This is a genomic window from Colwellia sp. MB02u-6 (assembly GCF_014077095.1).
Classification (GTDB): Bacteria; Pseudomonadota; Gammaproteobacteria; order Enterobacterales; family Alteromonadaceae; genus Cognaticolwellia.
The window spans coordinates 100,027-121,122 of sequence record NZ_JACGVG010000029.1; the positions used below are offsets into that span (position 1 = coordinate 100,027).

The 21,096-nt window shown below is 38.5% G+C and carries 14 protein-coding genes, 1 tRNA gene and 1 pseudogene; 12 read left to right on the top strand and 4 right to left on the bottom strand.

The features are described from left to right. Positions 1-21 precede the first annotated feature (21 nt). Positions 22-1,182: a M20 family metallopeptidase gene (locus H4J46_RS06745; RefSeq protein WP_182232771.1), complete on the bottom strand. Its 1,161-nt coding sequence runs from the start codon at positions 1,180-1,182 to the stop codon at positions 22-24. A gap of 252 nt (positions 1,183-1,434) precedes the next feature. On the opposite strand from H4J46_RS06745, the gene H4J46_RS06750 reads away from it, so the two are divergent. Genes H4J46_RS06750 through H4J46_RS06760 form a run of 3 tightly spaced genes read left to right on the top strand, consistent with a single transcriptional unit; the run spans position 1,435 to position 6,285 of the window. Further along, positions 1,435-2,361: a RimK family alpha-L-glutamate ligase gene (locus tag H4J46_RS06750; RefSeq protein WP_259365709.1), complete on the top strand. Its 927-nt coding sequence runs from the start codon at positions 1,435-1,437 to the stop codon at positions 2,359-2,361. After that, complete coding sequence (locus H4J46_RS06755; protein WP_182232773.1) at positions 2,330-3,577, top strand: RimK family alpha-L-glutamate ligase; 1,248 nt, start codon at positions 2,330-2,332, stop codon at positions 3,575-3,577. The genes H4J46_RS06750 and H4J46_RS06755 overlap by 32 nt, the downstream gene beginning before the upstream one ends. Before the next feature lie 35 nt (positions 3,578-3,612). Then, a complete protein-coding gene (locus H4J46_RS06760; RefSeq protein WP_182232774.1) occupies positions 3,613-6,285 on the top strand; it encodes a M14 family zinc carboxypeptidase in 2,673 nt (890 codons plus the stop codon). A 148-nt stretch (positions 6,286-6,433) separates the two neighbouring features. Here the strand turns inward: H4J46_RS06760 and H4J46_RS06765 are convergent, their stop codons facing one another. Further along, positions 6,434-7,843, bottom strand: coding sequence for an MATE family efflux transporter (locus H4J46_RS06765; RefSeq protein WP_182232775.1), 1,410 nt, complete (start codon positions 7,841-7,843; stop codon positions 6,434-6,436). A gap of 281 nt (positions 7,844-8,124) precedes the next feature. Here H4J46_RS06765 and H4J46_RS06770 point away from each other — a divergent pair. Beyond that, a tRNA-Ser gene (locus tag H4J46_RS06770) sits at positions 8,125-8,215 on the top strand. Positions 8,216-8,782: 567 nt separating this feature from the next. Here the strand turns inward: H4J46_RS06770 and H4J46_RS06775 are convergent. Beyond that, positions 8,783-10,015: pseudogene (locus tag H4J46_RS06775) on the bottom strand (IS256 family transposase). 905 nt (positions 10,016-10,920) lie between these two features. Between H4J46_RS06775 and H4J46_RS06780 the strand changes: the two are divergent. The 5 genes from H4J46_RS06780 to H4J46_RS06800 all read left to right on the top strand — a co-directional run bounded on the left by H4J46_RS06780 (position 10,921) and on the right by H4J46_RS06800 (position 14,442). Next, positions 10,921-11,424, top strand: a complete 504-nt coding sequence (locus H4J46_RS06780; protein WP_182232776.1) for a curlin subunit CsgB — start codon at positions 10,921-10,923, stop codon at positions 11,422-11,424. 61 nt (positions 11,425-11,485) lie between these two features. After that, entirely contained in the window at positions 11,486-12,730 is a 1,245-nt protein-coding gene (locus tag H4J46_RS06785; protein WP_182232777.1) for a hypothetical protein, read from the top strand. A 102-nt stretch (positions 12,731-12,832) separates the two neighbouring features. Further along, entirely contained in the window at positions 12,833-13,222 is a 390-nt protein-coding gene (locus H4J46_RS06790; RefSeq protein ID WP_259365711.1) for a curli production assembly/transport protein CsgE, read from the top strand. Positions 13,223-13,226: 4 nt separating this feature from the next. After that, positions 13,227-13,664: a curli assembly protein CsgF gene (locus tag H4J46_RS06795; RefSeq protein WP_182232778.1), complete on the top strand. Its 438-nt coding sequence runs from the start codon at positions 13,227-13,229 to the stop codon at positions 13,662-13,664. Positions 13,665-13,668: 4 nt separating this feature from the next. After that, positions 13,669-14,442: a CsgG/HfaB family protein gene (locus tag H4J46_RS06800; RefSeq protein ID WP_182232779.1), complete on the top strand. Its 774-nt coding sequence runs from the start codon at positions 13,669-13,671 to the stop codon at positions 14,440-14,442. 541 nt (positions 14,443-14,983) lie between these two features. Here the strand turns inward: H4J46_RS06800 and H4J46_RS06805 are convergent. Next, on the bottom strand, positions 14,984-16,882 hold the full coding sequence (locus H4J46_RS06805) for a DEAD/DEAH box helicase (RefSeq protein WP_182232780.1): 1,899 nt from the start codon (positions 16,880-16,882) through the stop codon (positions 14,984-14,986). A 1,039-nt stretch (positions 16,883-17,921) separates the two neighbouring features. Between H4J46_RS06805 and H4J46_RS06810 the strand changes: the two genes are divergently transcribed. The 3 genes from H4J46_RS06810 (at position 17,922) to H4J46_RS06820 (ending at position 20,254) form a co-directional block, all read left to right on the top strand. Continuing rightward, positions 17,922-18,560 carry a DUF3047 domain-containing protein gene (locus H4J46_RS06810; RefSeq protein WP_182232781.1) on the top strand — a complete coding sequence of 213 codons (639 nt, stop codon included), beginning with the start codon at positions 17,922-17,924 and terminating at the stop codon, positions 18,558-18,560. Positions 18,561-18,881: 321 nt separating this feature from the next. Beyond that, on the top strand, positions 18,882-19,463 hold the full coding sequence (locus tag H4J46_RS06815; RefSeq protein WP_182232782.1) for a carbonic anhydrase: 582 nt from the start codon (positions 18,882-18,884) through the stop codon (positions 19,461-19,463). Between the two features lie 299 nt (positions 19,464-19,762). Beyond that, on the top strand, positions 19,763-20,254 hold the full coding sequence (locus tag H4J46_RS06820; RefSeq protein ID WP_182232783.1) for a gamma-glutamylcyclotransferase family protein: 492 nt from the start codon (positions 19,763-19,765) through the stop codon (positions 20,252-20,254). Positions 20,255-21,096: the final 842 nt, after the last annotated feature.

Sequence of the window (21,096 nt, forward strand, 5' to 3'; positions counted from 1 at the left end):
CTTTATGTGATCTATGTTCCACTAAATATTCGTTTTTACACCATTATATTCTAGTAAAATTAGGCTGACTTGTTGGACACGCCGTACAAAACTCTTTTTACATGCTCGCTCGTCTTTTGTATGGTCGTGTTCTCCAAAGGGACCAAATCCGTCAAGTGTTACTACGCCCGTTGCTGAAACAATGTTGGCGTCACTGACTCCACCTCTTGTTTCTGTCGGTAATTTCTCACCTAAAATAGATTCTAGCTTGGCGATAAATTTAGCCTGCTTATCGTTAGCTTGCATAACGTCGCGTTGGATATCGCCAGACAATTTGGCGGTGACACCTTTTACCTGCTCGGTTGCGACGATACCATTGATTGCAGCGAGTAAACGATCCCGTTCGTTGCCTTTGTGGTAACGAATTTCCAGAAGTAGATGTGCATTGGGTGAAATTGTATTGGCACCGATTCCGCCGCTAATTTTTCCAATATTTACGGTTGTGCCTTGTGCAAGATTGGTGAGCTGATTTAGTTTGATAACCATCTTTGCTGCCGCTAAATTAGCATCAGCACCTTGTTGATAATTGTTACCAGCATGGGCGGCTTTACCGCTAAGATCAATAACAAAAGTACCAACACCTTTGCGCCCAACCACCACTTCACCGTTTTTACCTGCGGCTTCAAATACCAGACAGGCCTGATAGCTTCTTGCTAATACGGCTGTGATCTGTCGGCTATCATCACTGCCTGTCTCCTCATCGCTCACTAGCAGTACGTCGATATCAGCAATACTTCCATACCTTTTCGCTACTTCCCTAAGGGCGCAAATGGCGACATGAATGCCACCTTTCATATCGCAGACACCTTGTCCATAGATCCAATCTTTATCTTCACTAAACACGTTAGGTACTTCTGGCGGCAAAACAGTATCGAGGTGACCAAGCAGTAAAAGTTTATTACCGCTGTGAGTTTGTGAGCTAAATAGTAGATGATCGCCGATATGATTTCTGGGGTATCGTTTGGTGTGATACCCCAATGTTTCAAAGAGGCTTTGATAGCGCTTACCTAAAAGATCGACTCCTTTTTTGTTGTGGGTATTAGAGTTCATTTTTATGAGTTCAGCGAGCTCCGAAAAATCATAATTTGATCCGTCAGATTTAATTGGCTCAGTGCCCGGTTTCAAGTCTAAATTAATCTTCATATGGCTCCTTATGGGTCAATAATATAGGCGATAAAAATACGGATGAACACTTATTACAAAGCTTAAAAAATTTAATAATCCCTCACCCTGACATTTGTCAAATTAGTTGCAGCTTAATTAATTTATAATTATTCAGATGAGGTTAATAACCGTTCGAACCAGCGTTGATATTTAATAACTATACGAGCGTTTATTTTTAGATTAACTCTGCTGAGTGGCAAATATATGACTGATTACACTATTGGAATGTGGATGTACCGAAATGGCGGTGGGGCATTAATACAGCAACGTATTATTGAACAACTAAATCAAAACGGGATCGCAGTTATTAATAACTTAAGTTTGAAAAATGGCTACGCAAATAATGGTCATATTTTTTCTGGAGAGGTGGACATGGCAAACCTTGATCTCTACTTTTCCTATAACGCTAGTGAGCAGAGTGATTATCAGGTTTATCTCTACCAAGCGCTCAATATGACGGTGCCTTGTATTAATAGCTTTGAAGCTTTTTGTGTGTCGGAAGATAAGTTTAAAACCTCACATTTACTTAATCGTAATGATGTCCCAACCGCTAATTATCAATTATGTCACAGCCAAGAGCTGGAAAGGGCCAGAGAGATATTGTGTAACTGGGGTGGGAAGGCACTGTTTAAACCCACTAACGGCTGGGGTGGCAAGGGTATTATTAAAATTGAAAGTGCAGCCGAATTCGAACGACTATTACCGTTATTGAATGAGATTAAACCTAGTTATTTTTATCTCGAAAGATGGATAGAAAATGATTTTACAGACTTTAGAGTAGACGTGGTTGACGGGACGATTGTGGGTTGCTACGGACGTAAAGCAGCTCAAGATGATTGGCGTACAAATATTTCTTGTGGTGGTTCGATAATTTTACGGGAGCTAGACGATCAAATTGCCTCTCTTTCACTACGTGCAGCTAGGTTAACAGGCTTAGATATTGCAGGGGTTGACCTGATTTATGACCGAGAACGGGAACAATTCGTAGTATTGGAAGTAAACGGCATTCCTGCCTTTGCTACACCGGAGCAAGAAAAATTTGGACTGGATTTTAATGCGCGAAAAATTGATAAAATTGTCAACTTAATCAAACGCAAAGTTAAACTTAATTCTATAGGAAACATTCATGAGCAAGTACTTGCCAAATACACTGCCTAAAATTGCCTTTTTATATCTGGACCATGTGCAACGTTTTTTTGATTACTCTAATTTTAAAGGCTGGCCAGATAAAATAGAAAAGGTGGTTTACCATTGGGGTAAAGACAAAGAACGCTTTATTGCTACGGTGAAAAGTAAAGAAATTGACGTATTAATCGGTAATATTCCGGCGACCGCTTATGAGACATTCCGTGAGATTGCGCGCGCCTTACCGCGAGTACAATTTATCCCATCTCTAGATAGCCAATTCTCAAATAAATCGAAGGAAAATGTGACTCGGTTTTGTAAAAAATATGCACTGCCTATCCCTAATACGCATATTTTTTATCAACCACAAAAGGCATTTGATTTTCTGTCTAAGGCAGCGTACCCGCTAATCATCAAAAAATCTTATGGCCCCTCTAACTATGGTGGTTATTTTGTCCACAAAGTAGATTCATTTGCGCAGGCCTGTGAACTTTTGCAGTGCAAAAAATATTACCCTGTATACGTGCAAGACTTTATCCCGATGGCAGCAGATATTCGGGTGATGTTAATCGGTCATAAACCAGTATGTGCCTTTTGGCGAAGACCACCGCTAGGAAAATGGTTAACCAACACGAGCCAAGGTGGCTCCATGGATTATCAAGCAGTACCCCGAAAAGTTTTGCAATTATCTGTTAAGGCATCAAAAGCAGCAAACGCTGAATTTTGGGCATGTGATATCGCCGTAGGAAAAGATGGTCAATACCGTATTTTAGAATGTGCCACGGCTTTTGCCGCTTTTTCTTATATCAGAGACTGGATAGGCCAGTACCTAATGTGGACCTTGTCTTCAGGCCAATTTTCTAAGCCTTATATCCCGCTTTATAACTGGGAAGAGTTAGGGAAAATAAATTCTGCTTTGCTTCGCAGTATGCGTCACATCAGTTTTTCACAACAATGTCACCAGAGTGTCAACGATAGTGGTGAAACCTTCGAAAAAATAAGTATAGACGGTTCTCCATTACTTAATACTGAGCCAAATCACTACGAAGAATGGCCGAGTGATATTTGGAATTATCAAGATAATTATGCGCGTTATCAATCAAGCCTTGATACAACCTCTGCAGTGCCTGTTCAATCAGTTGATGCACAGGAAAGTGATATATCTACTTTGGAAAATATAGGCAGAGAAGACATACAAGTAAAAGAGCAATTGTCGCTAGTAATGCCTGTTATAAGCGAACAACAGTAATATTATTGGATTGAAAAATAAAATGGCCTTCTATTATGAAAAAACAATATTCAACTTATCAGCAAACCTGTGAATTTTTGGCCAATGCGATGCGCGACTACCCTCATCTGATTCAGGTTAATAGCATTGGTGAGACGTGGGAAAAACGGCCCATTATGATGGCAACCATTTCAAATGATGTGAGTAACGCGAGCAATAAGCCGGCTTTGCTTTATACCGGTTCAATTCATGCGCGCGAGTGGATTGGCAATGAGTTGGCGATTAAGTTTATTCAATATATTATCGATAACCATCAATATCATCCGATGTTAGCATCGGCACTCAATAGCAGTAGTCTTTATATTGTGCCTTGTCTTAACCCTGATGGTTTTGAATATTCGCATACCCATTTTTCATTTTGGCGCAAAAATAGGAGGGACAACGGCGACAATACCTTTGGTGTTGACCTTAATCGTAATTTTGGCATACGCTTTAAAAAAGGAACAGATACCAGTTCGGCGATATATTCAGGCCCAGCAGCATTTTCTGAACCTGAAACTCAAGCCATCAAAGTGTTTGTTGAGACTCACCCCAATATTCGTGTTGCTCTTGATTATCATTCACAAGGTAATGTTTTTTTCCCCGCGCATAAATTCAATCACGAGAAAGAAATTGAAGGTACTGATTTGAATGTGTTGTGTGCCAACATGAACAATGAAATCAGAAAAGTTACTGGACGAGAATACGGTATTCATCGAGGAAAACCACCGTTTAATTTGATCCACGGTAGCGGCCGAGAGTATTATTATGATAGGGGGATAATGAGTATAGTAGTTGAAGTGGGTAGCCGAAATATTCCCGATTATTTGCAATATATGGCGCAATCGATTGATGAAAATATTCCCGCCTTGTTACTTGCTTTCAGAACAGTTAGAAATTATGTTGAAGAGGCTCCACCGCGTATTGCAAATTTCAATGTGACCGATATCACTGCTGATAGCGTTAGTTTGAATTGGGACGGTCTGGAAAATAAAGCGATATATTACGAAATATTTCGCAGCGACACCTCTAAATCAGCTTGTTCAAGAGAGAATTTGATTGCGATCACTCATAGTGGCGAGTTTACCGATATTCAATTGAAGAGCGGTCAGATATATTATTATAATCTTCACGCGATTGATCCCAGCAATATGCTGAACTCACCGTTTAGCCCCGAAATCAGGTTAAAAACAAGGTTGGCACCGGATGAATTTTCTCGTGCGTTACTCCCTGCCAAAAGCGATATTGGTTACCTTGGCGAATATAGTCTTGATGCCAATAAAAAACATTTTGGTCGAAATTCTATGTTTATTGGTGTTTCTAGTCAAAAAGGGATCTGTTTTGGCTTAATTGCTTTTTCACTGAAAAACTTATCCCCTGAACTAACCATCAAATCGGCCATTTTTTCTTTATATCCGATGAATAGAGTGGGTGCCAAAATTGAAACATATGGCGAATGGAGTATTTCGATCCTTGACGCTAATACGCTGGAAGACATTTCTGACTTTAATCAGGTTCAAAATGCTATACCTTTACATACTTTAGGGCAAACCATTGAGTCTGATCATCTCAGACAAGGTATATGGAAAGAATGGCGCTTTAACGGTGTTGAGCGCACGTTATTACAAAATCAAATTACGGGTGGACATATTTTATTTAGAATACAGGGACCAAACAAATTGCCCTTAGGGCAGAAATCTCAACTTATGCAGTTTGATATTGGTTATGGTCCATTTGGTGGAGGGGTCCATTATCGACCTTTCCTTGATATTATTTATCGCGCGAAACCAACCGAGCTAAGATTAGCGCCGGTAGCCTTAAACACCATTTCAATACACAAGATTGACGAAGATTGTCTGAGCTGCGGGTTTGACAGTGAAGGGGGGGTTGTTTATGGTCAAATGGCTTTTACCTTGGATCAGCTACCAGACCCCGAGGAAACGGTGATTACTGATGCCTATCTTGTTATGCAGAATAAGAATAGTATTAATACAAACAAAGATATTCGCTTTACGATTGAACTGGCAGAGCTTAAAGATCTGGATTATGTTAGCGTCAAGGAACGACAGAAAATTGAATTTATTGGTTATGAAATCAGTAACACACAACTTAAAAAAAGTGCCCAGCACCATCTGATTTTTGACAGCTATTGTCGTCAAGATCTTGAACGGCTTCACTCTGAAGGAAAGCCCGTCTACTTCATTATCAGACCGACGGCGAACTCTCAAGAACGTAACGCTATCATTGACTGGTCATGCCATGACAAAAATAACGAACCGAGTTTAATGATTAACTATGTCACACGTCGTAAAAATGCCGTGTCGCCAGCTACTAATTTAACGCTAACGATTGAAGATTCATTAGTGAAATTGAGTTGGGATAACCCAGAAGATAAAGATTTTATTGGTTGTTATGTGGTGAGAAATTGTTTTCATCCACCTATGTCACCATTCGATGGGGTTAAGCTTTATGCGGGAAGAGACCAATATACCTACGATAAATATGGGAACGCCAACATACCCAAATACTATTCTGTTTTTAGTTATGATGTGGTGCCAAACTATTCGAAGCCCGCAAGTATCTGTTATAACGTGACTGATACCCTGATTGTTAATGAAGATTTCATCGACTTCGATCATTTTGATGAAATGTTGAGCGAGTACGAGAATGATGACGGAGATATTGAATAGCCTGCTTTTTAAGTGTCATTTTACTCGCTCTAATTAAGACGATAATGGGTTTTGTCACCAACAGATGAAAACCATTAAAATGATACTGGCTTTTTTGTTAAGTGTCTTATCAAGTTTTTGACGCTTGATCTTTGTGCCCTTGTGTTATCTACCGATTACTAACTTCTTGGTCATCAGTACGCTTATTAATACTCGGTGGAGTGGGTATCTCGGCAACATATATGCCTTTGCTGCGCCATATTCCTGTATTCCAACGCTTTAAGGCTATCATTCCGCGAATACATTCATCTAGACTGGTTGCTAGCCAAATACCCACTAAACCATAGCCATAATGTAGCCCTAAAAGCCAAGCTAAGGGTAACGCCATAAACCACATAATAATGAAGCCAACCATTGACACATAACGTGCATCGCCAGACGCTCGCAATGATGCGCCAACAATGAGATTAAAACTTCGGCCAAACTCACCGATGATTGCAATAATTAATATCAGTTTGCCCAACGCCCAAATTTCAATATTGCTGGTAAATATTGCAAACCACTGGTCAGAAAATGCCAATAAGGTGAAAACAAAAAACATCGCTCCGGCAATACCCAGCTTCAGTCCCAACATCAGTTGTTTATCAGCCTCTTCAAAACGCTTAGCACCGATATAATGGGCGACCTTAATTTGTACGCCTGAACTGATAGCAAAGCCATATAAAATAGCGGTAAAAAGTAAGTTAAAGCTATAAATACGTGTGGCTAAAGCAAGCTCACCCATAGTGACGATCATAACTGTCATCAATATTTGGGTTAGTTGCCACGACATAGGCTCTAACACCGATGGCAGTGCTATTTTTAATATGGGCGCACTATCTGTTTTAAATAATAGCCAGCGCTTGGGTAAAGTAATCTTGATATGTAAATGTTTAATAATGATCACAAGGGTAAAGCATAAACTGACAACCCAAGCGATAACCGATGCATAGGCAACACCTTGTACTCCTAAATCAGGAAAACCGTGTTTTCCGTCAATCAATAGATAGTTAAATAATATATTGACTATGGTCATTACGAAAGTCGACCACATATTCCAATGTGTTTTACCTTGAGAGGTTAAAACAGCGGCAGCAGCAAAGCGTACGGCTAATATCGCAGTGCCCATACCTATGGTGCTTAAGTATATGCTTGCCATACCTGACATATCATCGGTTAAACCCATCCATTGCGCGAATGCAGGCGCAAAAGCCATCATAATAATGCTTAATAAGATACCGACAAAGAGCAGAATGGCAAACAGCACACCATAAGTTGTGGCTAACTTGTTATGATCTCCAGCGCCAATACGCTGTGATGCAACACTACTGCCACCTTGATGCATAGTACTGTAAAGCGCAAAGGCAATGCCTAAAATAGGCATAACAGCACCTATTGACGCAGCTGCAGAATCAGATATACGGCTCAAAAACCAGGCGTCAGTAACATTGATCATGAAAATGAAAAATAGATCAATAAAAATGGGCCAAGTTAAACTTAAAAGACTTTGGTCAGCAACTGATTGACTTGATTTGGGCACATTATCTCCGGGAAACTCGCAATAGCATAGTATAACAGTTGCCGCGGTCATTACTGATGAATACGATTGTTACAAATCGTACTTGTGCGGCGATAGTTAAGCGTACTGAAAAATGAGATAAACGTGAAAAAGTGTGAGGAAAAATCGCCGAATGATGTTTTATTGAACACTTGACAATAAAAATCAAACAAAAAGCCTAATAAGTTAAATTAGCACTTTACAAACCAGTGAACAGTATCTATTATTCGCCCCGTTCTGAAGCAGCAATGCTTTAGAACATTGGTGAGATGGCTGAGTGGTCGAAAGCACTGGTCTTGAAAACCAGCAAGGGTTTATAGCCCTTCTAGGGTTCAAATCCCTATCTCACCGCCAAACTATAAAAAACCGCTAATCGAAAGATTAGCGGTTTTTTTTCGTCTAGAACTTAGTGTTCTACGACAAGGTAAGGTTTATAGCGCTAATCTTTCGAGCAGGGTTCAAATCCCTATCTCACCGCCAAACTATAAAAAACCGCTACTCGAAAGATTAGCGGTTTTTTTTCGTCTAGAACTTAGTGTTCTACGACAAGGTAAGGTTTATAGCGCTAATCTTTCGAGCAGGGTTCAACTCCCTATCTTACTGGCAAACTATAAAAAAACGGCTACTCGAAAGATTAGCGGTTTTTTTTCGTCTAGAACTTAGTGTTCTACGACAAGGTAAGGTTTATAGCGCTAATCTTTTGAGTAGGGATTCAATCCCTATTTCTCCGCCAAATAGATACAAAAATGGGCCTCATATTAATGGTGCCCATTTTTGTTTGTGAAATTGCTGATACCAATTGAAAGTTACTTCCCTCAACTTTAAGCCTTTTTTGGGTAACAACAATTTTTGTAATTATTGCCTTTAGAAAAGCTTTGCTCGCTTCGGGACCCTATAACGTATTTTGTGTAACTGCTAGGTTTAAATAACATCTTTCAAACGGTCTTCAAATTTAATCATAAAACGATTAAAGGCCGTTTTCGAATTTCTTATCGGCATCGTCTATTTTTTCAATACTTGTTCAATCGCTAAGTAGATAACTTTTTTAGCCGAATCATCATGCGGGAATAGTTTACGCTTTTTAATGGCCTTGCGAATGACACTGTTCAGTGACTCAATCGCATTAGTGGTATAAATGGCTTTACGTGTATCATCAAGGTAGTTAAATAACGTATTGACGTATTGACGTATTGACGTATTGACGTATTGACAGTTACTCAGCCATGAGCGCGATATACTTGGGTATTTGTTATCCCATAGCTGTTCAAATTTCTTGAGCGACAACAAGGTTTCATCTTTCGTAACTTATTGGTATATTTGCTTTAAATTAGCCGTGATAGCTTCGTAGTCTTTCTATGGCAGGAACTTTAGTGAGTGACGCACCATATGCACGATGCAGAGCTGTATCTGTGTTTAAGGATAAACAGTATTAATCGCATTAGGAAATCCCTTAGGTCCATCCACACAAGTAATGGGGATATCCTTTACGCTTCGCTTTTGTAGTTCAGTCAGTACATTAAGCCAATACTTCGCACCTTCATTTTCTGATATTCACATACCGATTAATTCTTTATGCCCTTCAACATTGACGCCTAAGGCAAGATAAACCGCTTTGTGAATGACTTGCTTATCTTGCCTGATTTTAACCACTAAGCAGTCTAAGTAGACGATGGGATAAATCGCATCTAACGGTCGAGCTTGCCATTGTACAACCTGCTCAATAACGGCGTTCGTTAACCGAGAAGTAAGCGTTGGAGGCACATCAGCATTCTACATTTCTTTAAACGTCGAGACGATATCACGCTTTGTCATACCCTTGGAATACAGATATAAAATCTTATCATCCATCGAGGTAAAGCGAGTTTGGTTTTCCTTAACAAGCTAAGGCGCAAAGCTGGAGTCTCTATCACGTGGCGTGTCTAAAGCTACCTCACCATCTTCTGTACGAATAGTTTTAGGTGAATAGCCATTACAGTAATTATCTTTGTGGGATTGCTCATAACCTGAATAACTCAAGTGCTCGTCTAATTCAGCATTGAGTGCTGCTTCAACGGTGACCTTAGTGAACATTTTACGAAAGTCAGTTAAGTCTGGCTCGGTTTTAATTGATTTGGCGGCTTGCTTCACAAGCGCTTCAAGTGCTTTCTTATTCATAGTCTGCCTATCCTTAACCCTACATGGGTATTAATAATAGGCAGTTACACATATTTTGTTACAGGGTTCTAGACCACGGCATATTTTTTTAGTCGTGCTTGTCGTCATAACGAAAAAAAGTAGCTAAAAACACGTCAAGTAGTGCCCAGTTCTTATCATGACAGCATGTATGTGTAAGAGTTTAAGCACTTCATCTTACTGCTCTTGAGTTAAACCTACTTCTGGATGAAAGCCTAGCTCAGCTTGTAATTCTTGACCTAATCGTATTCGTTTTTCAGTGTCCATATTCATAATTACTGCTTATAAGGCTACAAGCCACTGGTCGTATTTATACTGTAGTCCTAATCATGTCCCTTATAAAACCAGTAGATTCTGCAAGCTTAACAGCGAAACTAGGATTTATGCATAATGCCTAATTTGTCATAGTTACAACACGATTTAAATAATTTCGTTTAAAAAAATTAGAGAGATACTCACAGTGCTTGCCATCAGGCGACTTAGTCAGTTTGTCACCTCTTTTAAGAGCACTTAAACCTATCTACCATCACTACCTCTTCTGGAAACTTGTCAGTCAATTGTACTAAAAATAATCAAATGACTTGACCCCGTCGATTTTTTTGGTAACAATAAGTTTAATTAAGTAACAAAGTATTACTGAAAGTAACTAGTTATTGCAAATGTCACAATTTATTACCTTTAGTCATATTATATTACTTCTAGTAACAGTATACCACTACCGATGTTACATTATATTGTTCAGTGACATACAAATTATTTACAAAGAAATTACAATTGATATTTAAGATGGTAATTTCGGGTGATAGAAATTTAATGCATTAATTGTATTTATTGCTCTATAAAGTTGATAAACCTCTTAGCTGTATTTAACAAGGAAACATACAACCGTGAATAGTTACCATAATACTCAAACGTTATTTACCACAAAGGCAAAGCATTGTTTGCCAGTATTGGGTAAGTGGTCGGTTTTGTTTTACTTATCGTGCCATGCATTGAATGGAAATACGCAAGATTTATCATCAATAACAGACTTAGAAGACTCTGTATTATCTTTAAGCCTTTCAACAACAGTCAATCTCAATGGGGCTTTAGGCAGCACCATTACAATTGACCAATTTGGTGCATATAACACGACAAATGTTATACAAGCCGGCTCTAATAGCAACGTCATAGAGGTCACTCAGCAAGGCAATAATAACCAAGCTGAAATTACCCAACTTGGGCTTAATAACGAAGTGATTTTGCTGCAAGACGGTGAAAATAATTTGTTTCAAATCATCCAAGATGGCCACGCTAACAGCGCTAATGTAAATCAATTTGGCGGGCAACGTTTCTTGCTGCGTCAAACAGGAAATGAAATGCGCGTCAATATCACCCAATACCAAAACTAGTCATGTGACAGCGTGGCAATTAAAACAATCAAAACAATCAAAATAATCAAAGGAAAAATCAATGAAATTATTAAAAACAAGAATAGCAACTGCGCTTATCGTTGCATTTGCGGTGACTGGCAGCGCCACGGCAGAAGATGTACTTGGTGACCTAATGGCAAAAGATGTGCCTGGTAACCTAGTAATCATCAGCCAAGAAACACTTGAAGGCGCAGAATTAGGCAATGTTACCAGCGTTGTTCAAGGCGGTGATATGAATAGGGCGCAGGTAATGATCGTGGGTGATGCTAACGCCGCAGATATTAGCCAAGAGGATAGTTCTTACGGCATTGTGAATGCCGCCGTTAATGGTCAAAACAACAGCGTTAATGTTGGCCAAGCGGGTGAGAACAATACTTTAGATACAACTATTACCGGTAATGCTAACCAGGTGAGCTTTAGCCAGAGGTACTCGTCTTCAAGTATAATACGTGGTGCTGTCAATGGTGACGACAATCGCATTGATGTTAACTCTGACCAAGGTGATAACTTGACTGATTACACTATCAATGGTTCAAGCAACCGCATAGGAAATTACCAATATGAGTCCGGTGAATCAGTTGTCACCATCAATGGTTTTAATAACAGTGTTCACAGTTTTATAGCTGGAGGCAGTGTTAGTACCTTAATTGAAGGTTCATTCAACAATCTTTGGATCGATAGTCATAATTTTGGGCAAAGTGGTAACAACGTTTCTGCCGTCATAGTTGGTGACCGTCAGTATGTTGACATTATGCAATGGGGTGAGAGTAACACTATAGAGTTAAGTTCCCTTGGCAATGCTGGCTCTAGTCATAGCTCTTTCCATCAAGGTGGTGATTTAAACACGCTTGTTGCGGACGTATCTGGTAGCTACAATGACTTAAACGTTGGGCAAGACGGTTCTAATAACTTTGCTTCGGTGATAGCTTCTGGTGAGAACACTAGAGTTAGTTTTAGGCAATCTGGTACCGAAAACCAAGCAAATATTGACGATCTTGAGGGTATGGGCAACAACATTAACGCCCAGCAACAAGGTGCTTTAAACGTACTTGATTTAGTTGCTAGCGGTGAAAGCAACTCAATAGATATTAGGCAAGAAGGCAGCGCGAACGGGTTTACTGCAAAAGACGGCGGTGCTTTCCAGGTGACGGCTAGCCTTGCTTCGTTTGATCTTGCACAAGTTGGTAATAATAATCTGGTTACGGGCGTGATGGCGGGTGCTAATGGAACAGTATCAATTTCACAAACAGGAGACTTTAACGTCGTAAACATTAGCCAAATGTAAGGCAAACCTCTAGCTAAAGAGCCCTGTTTTAATAGGGCCCTTTTTTTAAAGCACTGCCATCCATTTTTAAAATAAACATGAGCAAACTTATATGATGGTGATATGAAGAATTTCATTTTTAAATATGGCCTAATGGCTTGGCTATGCTGCTCAACGGTGACTATGGCCCAAGAGATTCCAATTTCAGGACTCATTATTGATAGCACTATTAGCCGGCAGGGTCACGATTTCGCCAATCAATTAAGTCGTTTTTGGCAAGATATCCCAAATACCTTTGGTAAAAATGTTGTGGTTAAAGAAATTATCCTGCCTCAAGCGGGCACACAAGTCGACGTGATTTTTGATAAAAAAATTATCTATCGTACTAATTTTGGCAGACGCTTATTGCCACTGGACGAAAAAGTAAATCAAGCAGTGGTCAGATTAGTGAATGCGGTTGCGCAAACATATGCTGAAGAGGAAAATCCCGACTTGGCAGGTGATGAGTGGTAAGTATATGAAAAATATGATAATAATATTTAGCCTATTTGCCCTAATGGAACAGGCAGTAAGTTCAGAGCTTGTTTATACCCCCATTAACCCTAGTTTTGGCGGTAACCCTATGAATGGCAGCATTTTATTGAATAAAGCCAACGGGCAAAATACCCATTCAGCGTCAAGCAATGAAAGAAGTTATGGTGATAGATTACAAGAGTCCCTAGAAAGAGCATACATTAATAAAGTTGTTAGGGAGGTGACAGACCTCGCGTTTGGTGAGCAGCAATTAGACGAAAATGGCGTGCCCGTAGCGAGTATATTTGATAATAATTCTCTTTTTGTTAGTGGTGACTTTCAGGTAGAACTTATTACCTCTAATCCCGATAGTTTAACCGTTCAAATAACCAATATTTTGACGGGTGAAATAACTATTGTTGAAATTCCCAGGTTTGGATAAAAAAATGAAGACTTCTTTAATAGTAGCCATCAGTTTTATGGTGTTAAGTGCTTGCTCCTCCATTACAAATTTGATGCCGCCAAATAAACAACCCGCCACAGTTATTGAAGTCGCCGATACGTTAAGTGATTTAAAAAACTTGCCTAAAGCGGGTGGCAAAATTGCGGTATCCGTTTACGGATTTAGAGACCAAACAGGTCAATACAAGGCATCGTCTGGTTCCAGTTCTTTCTCTACCGCCGTAACGCAAGGGGCTACGTCTATACTCGTGCAGACCCTGGGAGAAACGGATTGGTTCTTGCCTGTTGAACGAGAGGGATTACAAAACATATTAACCGAACGTAAAATAGTTAGGGCCGCGATTAAAGGCGATAACACCAATTCAGCATTACCGCCATTGACGACAGCTAAAATTATCATTGAGGGTGGTATTGTTAGCTATGATACCAATATAAGAACAGGTGGTTTAGGTGCTGAATATTTTGGTATTAGCTCTTCGACTTTATACCGAGAAGACCAAATTACCGTATTTATGCGTGCAGTTGATGTGAGGACCGGGCAGGTTTTAGTCTCGGTGTCCACCAGTAAAAAAGTACTCAGCCAAGAAGTTCGAGCAGGTTTGTTTCGGTATATATCATACAAGCGTTTACTTGAATTGGAGGCTGGATACACAACTAATGAGCCTATGTTTGAATGTGTTAAGCAAAGCATAGAAAAAGCAGTGAGTGAGCTGGTACTGAAAGGCATCGACCGAGGTGTATGGAGAGCGCGGGTTTAATTATAGTTAAGACCAGCGAATACTAAGGTCTATAAAGTAGCAAAAGTGAATGTGCAGATCCAACTGAACTCACCGCTTATTACTGCCTGTCAGGTTTAGTAATTTTGACTCTCGCTTACGAGCCGATTGTACAATTCATTTCTTATATTAGTTGCTAATAACAATTGTAAATGTGTTTCTGTTGAACAATATAAACTCATTTATTAAGTTAAGCTATCCACTCTAAAGAAAGTTTAACTATTTCATTCCAGTGCCTAAACTCTTGCCATTCAGCCCGTTACATTAAAAAACCCGCTAATCAAAAGATTAGCGGGTTTTTGTTTTCTACAGCAAAAATGATTATTAGAGCTCTAGCGCGAATCCGATACTTAGAGTTCAAATCTTTATCTCAACGCTACATTTAGACAACCAGTTAATTTTATTTTTTTAAAGCATTCTGGTTAAGTTTGTGCATTCATGTTTTTTCCTTGGTACGTCTAAGTTCAGTAGGTTAAGTTCATTAGGCTAATCACTATTTTTATTGTGCTTTTAGTCATTGAGTTTATTTGAGCTCATTGGCTTTTCGGTGTTTACCTTGATAGTCAAAAAGTCTGTCTTTAATACGCCAGTAGTACTTTTGTTTTCTGGCAATGACAAAATCTGGGCACGGCAATATGTTAGCTAACTTTAATGCTTGTTCAAGATTAGTGACTTCAAACGACTCCGTTGAACCCAGTTGAACACTGATTTTAGCGCTAAGGCGTTTAGAAAAAATATCATTGAACGCTTTAACTTGATTCGGCTTAGTAAAGTCAAAAGATTCATTGAGTTCAGCGCCTTCCTCATCATGGTAAGTGACTTTTAACTTATCAGCGTCCTTATCACTAACCTTGCCATTAACTCTGGTTAAATTAAGACCTGCGCAGCGAATAATTTTTGAATCTTTAAGTTGCAGTGCCTTTTTTAACATATCATCGGGGTCAACCAAGACCTGAAGGCACTGTAAACAGTTACGAGCAGCTATGTCATTTTCACCACCGCAGTGAGGGCATTCTTTAAATACAAAACGATAGTCACATTGACTCTGGCTTTCTAGTAGGTATGCTTGCTCTTCATTTGGAGCATCGACGAGACCTTGGCATCGTCGGCCGTAGTGTTCCACTAAATAACCGTCATCATCACAAATACCCCAAAATATATTGGGAAATTGACAACTTGGGCAAACAACTTGAACTGGCTGACTTTTACCATTCGGCTTTTTCTCGCCAACTTCGGGATGATAGAGGTCAAAATCATTGCCCGTATAGTCAATCACCAAGCAATCTTTTTTGTTATCACTCAAACGCAGACCACGACCGATGATTTGCTGATAGAGACTAACTGATTGTGTTGGACGTAATATCGCAATCATATCGACATGGGGCGCATCAAAACCAGTGGTTAATACTGAAACATTAACCAGATATTTAATTTCTTTACGTTTGAATGCCTTAATTAACTTATCGCGCTCAGTGTTGTCGGTAGCCCCGGTAATTAACGCACTCAATTTGGCGGGTAAATAACTAAAGACTTCCTTTGCATGTTCAACGGTAGCGGCAAATATCATAATACCTTGACGTTTATGGCCTAACTCGATGACCTGTTCAATAATACCTTGAGTCACCCGAGGATTTTTGTTTAGTAGATGATTAATATCTGTAGGACTATATTCACCAGAGGCGTTTGCTCGCAGGCTACTAAAATCATAATGCTCTATGGTGGCATCGACTAAATTGGGTTCGGTTAAATACTGGCGTTTAATTAAGTAACGAAGTGGTAGTTCATAAATACAGTGCTCAAAAGGTCGCTTTTCTTCACTTCGCATAAAACCACGATAATGCTTTTTATAAATCCAGCCCATGCCTAAACGATAAGGGGTTGCGGTTAAACCCAATAATTTCACTTCGGGATTCACTTGCATTAATTTTTCAATGATTTGTTGATACTGATTACTATTGGACAGCTTGCTTGCTGTTTCTTGTGATTGCTCTTTGGACTCACCTTTAGGTTTACTTTTAGCTTCGTCTTTAGCCAACTCAGTGCTGGCCAAATTAACTCTATGGCATTCGTCAATAATAATTAAGGAGTAGGGCTCACTAAAGTCATCTAGATTACGGGCTGCCGATTGTATGCTGGCGAACGTGACTTGGTACTGAGTTTCTTTTAGTTTTAATCCCGCAGAATAAATACCGGCAGTAACACCATAGCTTTCATATTTTTGATGATTTTGCTCGACCAGTTCTTTCACATGGGTGAGCACCAGTATTTTTCGCTTTGCCAAGCGAGCAAGCTCGGCAATGACCAGACTTTTACCCGAGCCTGTAGGTAAAACAATCACCGCAGATTCGTTGGTTTTTCGAAAGTGTTTGAGCACCGCAGAAACGGCTTCTTGTTGATAATCTCTAAGTTGAAAAACTGCCACGCAGTGCTACTGCCTTATAGGGAACGGATAGCCGCTATAATAGCAAAAGAGTAGATAATTCTAAAATTTAAAGCCAACTTTAAGCCTTCATTAGTTTGCTGGGGGGTAATTTAGAGAGTAGGGCTTAAAAAGAGAGTAAACTGCTGCGCACAACTGGGAATATCATAGAGGTAATTGAGCCTTAATAAGGTTTTTCTACAAAAAAGTAATACAAAGTAGTAGTGAGAGGCAGTTGCACAATCTTTTTTTCAGTCCACTGCCAATAATTAAGAAGTTTTTCATAAAAATCAAACCGGGTATTTATCTGTTTGATTTCTTATCTATAGTGATCATGAGTTTACTCTAGTGGTAATTTCATTGAATAAAGTCAATGCCATATTTGGCCATTCTTCCTGTCAAACTATAAAATTACTAATTGAAAGGTTAGAGGTTTTTTGGTGTTAAATTTATTGAACAGCGCAATAGGTGTTCTATCACTGCAATAAAGGGAACAAGTCTCTATAAATATGGTTAAGTTGAAATCAATGTTTTAGATCCAACGACACAACTAGCTTGTGTAATAAAAAATAACAAAATAATTAAAGGAGAATGTTATGAATAGAAGGTTTTATATGGCACCTTTAAATTTTATAGACATTTTAACGCAAGGTAAAAAAGTGATTGTTATCTTTATATATAATTAATTTTTTTATTTTTAGCAAAAGCATTTAAAAACTCAAAGCGTTATTGCGTTAGTTTATTGTCTAGTACGTCATCTTGAAAAATTGTGAAATTAAGTGACACTAAAGCTGATACAACTGCGGTAATTGATCTCAAAAATAACCTTAAACGTATAAAAAAACTTAAGCTTATAAAACAAGTAAAACAGCCAGCCATGATTAAATCCCAACGATAGATAAAATTAAAATTGTCAAAACGTAAATGGTATTGATTGTTAAAAAGTTCAATGCCGCTAAAGTGTTACGATGAATAAATAAAAATACCAACGGGTTATTCTACAAGCTATTTATACAAATCAGTGGCGTTATAGGAAAATTATATGCTTCGATGGATTATTTTACTGTTTAGCGTAATCACCTGTATTAATGCTAAATCTTCTACCAATTTAACCTCATTAAACAACAACGGTATTGCACTGTGGGAAACTAAAGTATTCTCTGGCAAATCGATTTACACTATAAACCAGCATCAAGGACGCTTGGCACTGCAAGCACTCAGTCAGAGTTCTGCATCTGGATTGGTGTTGAAAAGTAAAATTGATCTGACTATAACGCCTTACATAAACTGGAGTTGGTTAGTAGAAAAAACCTTACATGGGTTAAACGAACGTAGTAAAAGTGGGGATGACTTCGTCGCTAGAGTTTACCTGGTCATCGATGGTGGCTTTATGCTTTGGAAGACCAAATCATTAAACTATGTGTGGTCGAGTAATCAGGCTAAAGACTTGGTTTGGGATAATCCCTTTGCTGGTTCAAGTGTTAAAATGATGTCTGTTCAAGGGAAGCAATCTCAAACAGGTAAGTGGTACGAAGAAAAGCGTAATGTATACCGAGATTTGATTGATACATTTGATGATCAAGGTAGTGAAAAAGCAAACCTAAAAGCTTATAACTACATAGACATTATAGCTATTTTGACAGACACCGATAATAGTGGGGAAAAAGCAGAGTCTTATTAGGGTGATATTGTATTTAGTACCCAGTAATTATTTTACTATTCAGTTTTAGGTGATATTTTTTGTCTGCTTAAATTAACCTGTTGTTTTTTATAGATATAAAAAATACGAGCAGAGCTATTCAAACTTAGCTGCAGTAATCAACCTTTAAACGTCATTACTGGTGTAAACTTTTTAACCACACTAAGAGTATATTAGATGGAGGTTATCAGAAATATAGCTATGTAGATTTCAAGTGGTGAATTTTTTATGACCATCACTTGTTTCCATTATTGCCGCAGTGGAAACAAGCGTAATATAAACGCCCTACCAAAGGAGAATAAGATGAGTAAAATTGTAGATGAAGTAAAATCCGCCAATGCTGATTATGTCGCTGCATTTGGAGATAAAGGTGATCTGCCAATGCCACCTGGTAGGCAATTTGCCATTTTGACATGTATGGATGCACGCTTGGATCCAGCTAAATATGCAGGTCTTGCTGAAGGTGATGCACATGTAATTCGTAACGCAGGCGGCAGAGCAAGCGATGATGCTATTCGTTCATTAGTGATTTCTTATAAATTACTCGGCACAAAAGAATGGTTTGTTATCCATCATACTGATTGTGGTATGGAAACATTCTCAACTGAAATAATAGCAGATTTACTTTCGAGTAGCCTTAAAACCTCAAGTGTTGATGCTTCTGGTTGGCATGACAGTAAAGCAGGCGGTGGTACAACTGATGGCAAGTACATTAATTGGCTCACCATCAGTGATCAAGACAAAAGTGTTTTGGAAGACGTTCAAAGGATAAGAAGTAATTCAATGGTGCCCAGCGAGATTCCAATTTATGGTTATATTTATGACTGCAAAACTGGCAATCTTAATGAGGTGCTTGAAGCCACAGAAGCTGGAAAAGTAAGTTAAAACAACTAATGTCAATCTCATTGGTTTTCTAATCATTTTACCTGATGAAAACAACCAACTATGGCGTTGTTTGTTTAATAAGTACCGCTGCATGGTTGCAGTTTATTAGACAATTCAAGCACCTATTGTCCTGAACAACGCGTTATTAAAATAACTGCCTTATATTGGTTTTTTTTTCTGCTTCGAAGGCCGGATAATTAATGAAACCGGTATAACAAAAAGCTGTACTTTAACAGTACAGAAAATTTATCCCCACATGCACAACAACTAAATGTGCTATTAACTGCACAGGAGATTTGATGAAGTATTTTGCATACGGTTCAAACATGTCAATTTTAAGACTTCAAGAGCGGGTACCAAGTGCCAAAAGGCTTGATACAGTAACACTTAAAAACCACCAATTACGCTTTAATATGAGTGGCACTGATGGCTCTGGAAAGTGTGATTCTTTTCAAACAAATAATATCGAAGACATAGTCATTGGTGCTTTATTTGAGATAAACAGAGCTGAAAAAACAATCTTAGATCGCGCTGAAAGCTTAGGGTATGGATATGATGAAAAAATAGTTTCTGTACAAAATGACTTAGGTGAAGTCTTTAATGCTTTAATATACTGCGCAATTAATATAGACGACTCATTAAAACCTTATTCTTGGTATTTAAATCACGTCATTATCGGAGCAAAGGAAAGTAAGCTGCCTACTGACTACCTTGCTGTAATTGAGTCTATTGTGTGTTTAGAAGACCCTAATAAAACGCAAGACGCAGAGCAACGTGCAATGTACAGTTAACAAAAAATTAAACATGGGTCTGTAATGGTTTGCTACAACCTGTCGTACTAGACAATTTTAGCGAATTATTACTCAGCCCATTTTTTGTTATAAGGCATGTGATTTTGTACTGGTTTGGTATGAAAAATTAGACATTCCACTTAGCCCATAAAATATATAAATCTTCTTTAGTAAAAAAAATGAATTTCGATTGGCTATAAGTATGTATTTTTAACTATTCCTTTTTTAAGTAATCATCCAAATTAACTTTCTCATCTAGCCAGTCTAGATATGTACACAGATAAGTTATGAAACGAAAGACCTAACCGCCTCATTACTTCTTGTCACAATATCATCACTATATGCGAATAAACCGCTACTTTAACGAGTCACGGTCTTTTATGTTTATTATTTGTAAAATACAGCCTTAAGCTTGGTAGAGCTATAGTGTCTAGTAGCCTTAAATCTGCTTAATAGCTGAAATATTGTTAAGTTAGATAGCTAATATCGAATATTAAATGCTTATTTAATAATAAAGAACTTGCCAATACACTATGATCATCAACTAGTGATATTCTCAATAATACTCGCTCACAAAGTGAGTTCTGCATTAGCAGAAGGGTTTGCCCCGAGGATGTTTACTATAGCTGAGTTGTTAGCAGATATTCATCAGGAATTATTAGCCACGTGCATCGACAAACAGCAGTATACTCTGACGGGTTTGTTTATCCTTTATCATGACATATTGTCGCGTTTACCTGATTTGTAAATACTGATCATACTGATTGTTTACAGTGCTATGGCAATAACACCGTTGATTTTTTTCATTGTTTAAAGTGGCCTTGATCGCCATTATACCTAAT

Coding starts and splice junctions, on each gene's coding strand:
- H4J46_RS06745 (WP_182232771.1), bottom strand. CDS start 1,182: ATGAAGATTAATTTAGACTTGAAACCGGGCACTGAGCCAATTAAATCT.
- H4J46_RS06750 (WP_259365709.1), top strand. CDS start 1,435: ATGTACCGAAATGGCGGTGGGGCATTAATACAGCAACGTATTATTGAA.
- H4J46_RS06755 (WP_182232773.1), top strand. CDS start 2,330: ATGAGCAAGTACTTGCCAAATACACTGCCTAAAATTGCCTTTTTATAT.
- H4J46_RS06760 (WP_182232774.1), top strand. CDS start 3,613: ATGAAAAAACAATATTCAACTTATCAGCAAACCTGTGAATTTTTGGCC.
- H4J46_RS06785 (WP_182232777.1), top strand. CDS start 11,486: ATGAAATTATTAAAAACAAGAATAGCAACTGCGCTTATCGTTGCATTT.
- H4J46_RS06790 (WP_259365711.1), top strand. CDS start 12,833: ATGAAGAATTTCATTTTTAAATATGGCCTAATGGCTTGGCTATGCTGC.
- H4J46_RS06795 (WP_182232778.1), top strand. CDS start 13,227: ATGAAAAATATGATAATAATATTTAGCCTATTTGCCCTAATGGAACAG.
- H4J46_RS06800 (WP_182232779.1), top strand. CDS start 13,669: ATGAAGACTTCTTTAATAGTAGCCATCAGTTTTATGGTGTTAAGTGCT.
- H4J46_RS06810 (WP_182232781.1), top strand. CDS start 17,922: ATGCTTCGATGGATTATTTTACTGTTTAGCGTAATCACCTGTATTAAT.
- H4J46_RS06815 (WP_182232782.1), top strand. CDS start 18,882: ATGAGTAAAATTGTAGATGAAGTAAAATCCGCCAATGCTGATTATGTC.
- H4J46_RS06820 (WP_182232783.1), top strand. CDS start 19,763: ATGAAGTATTTTGCATACGGTTCAAACATGTCAATTTTAAGACTTCAA.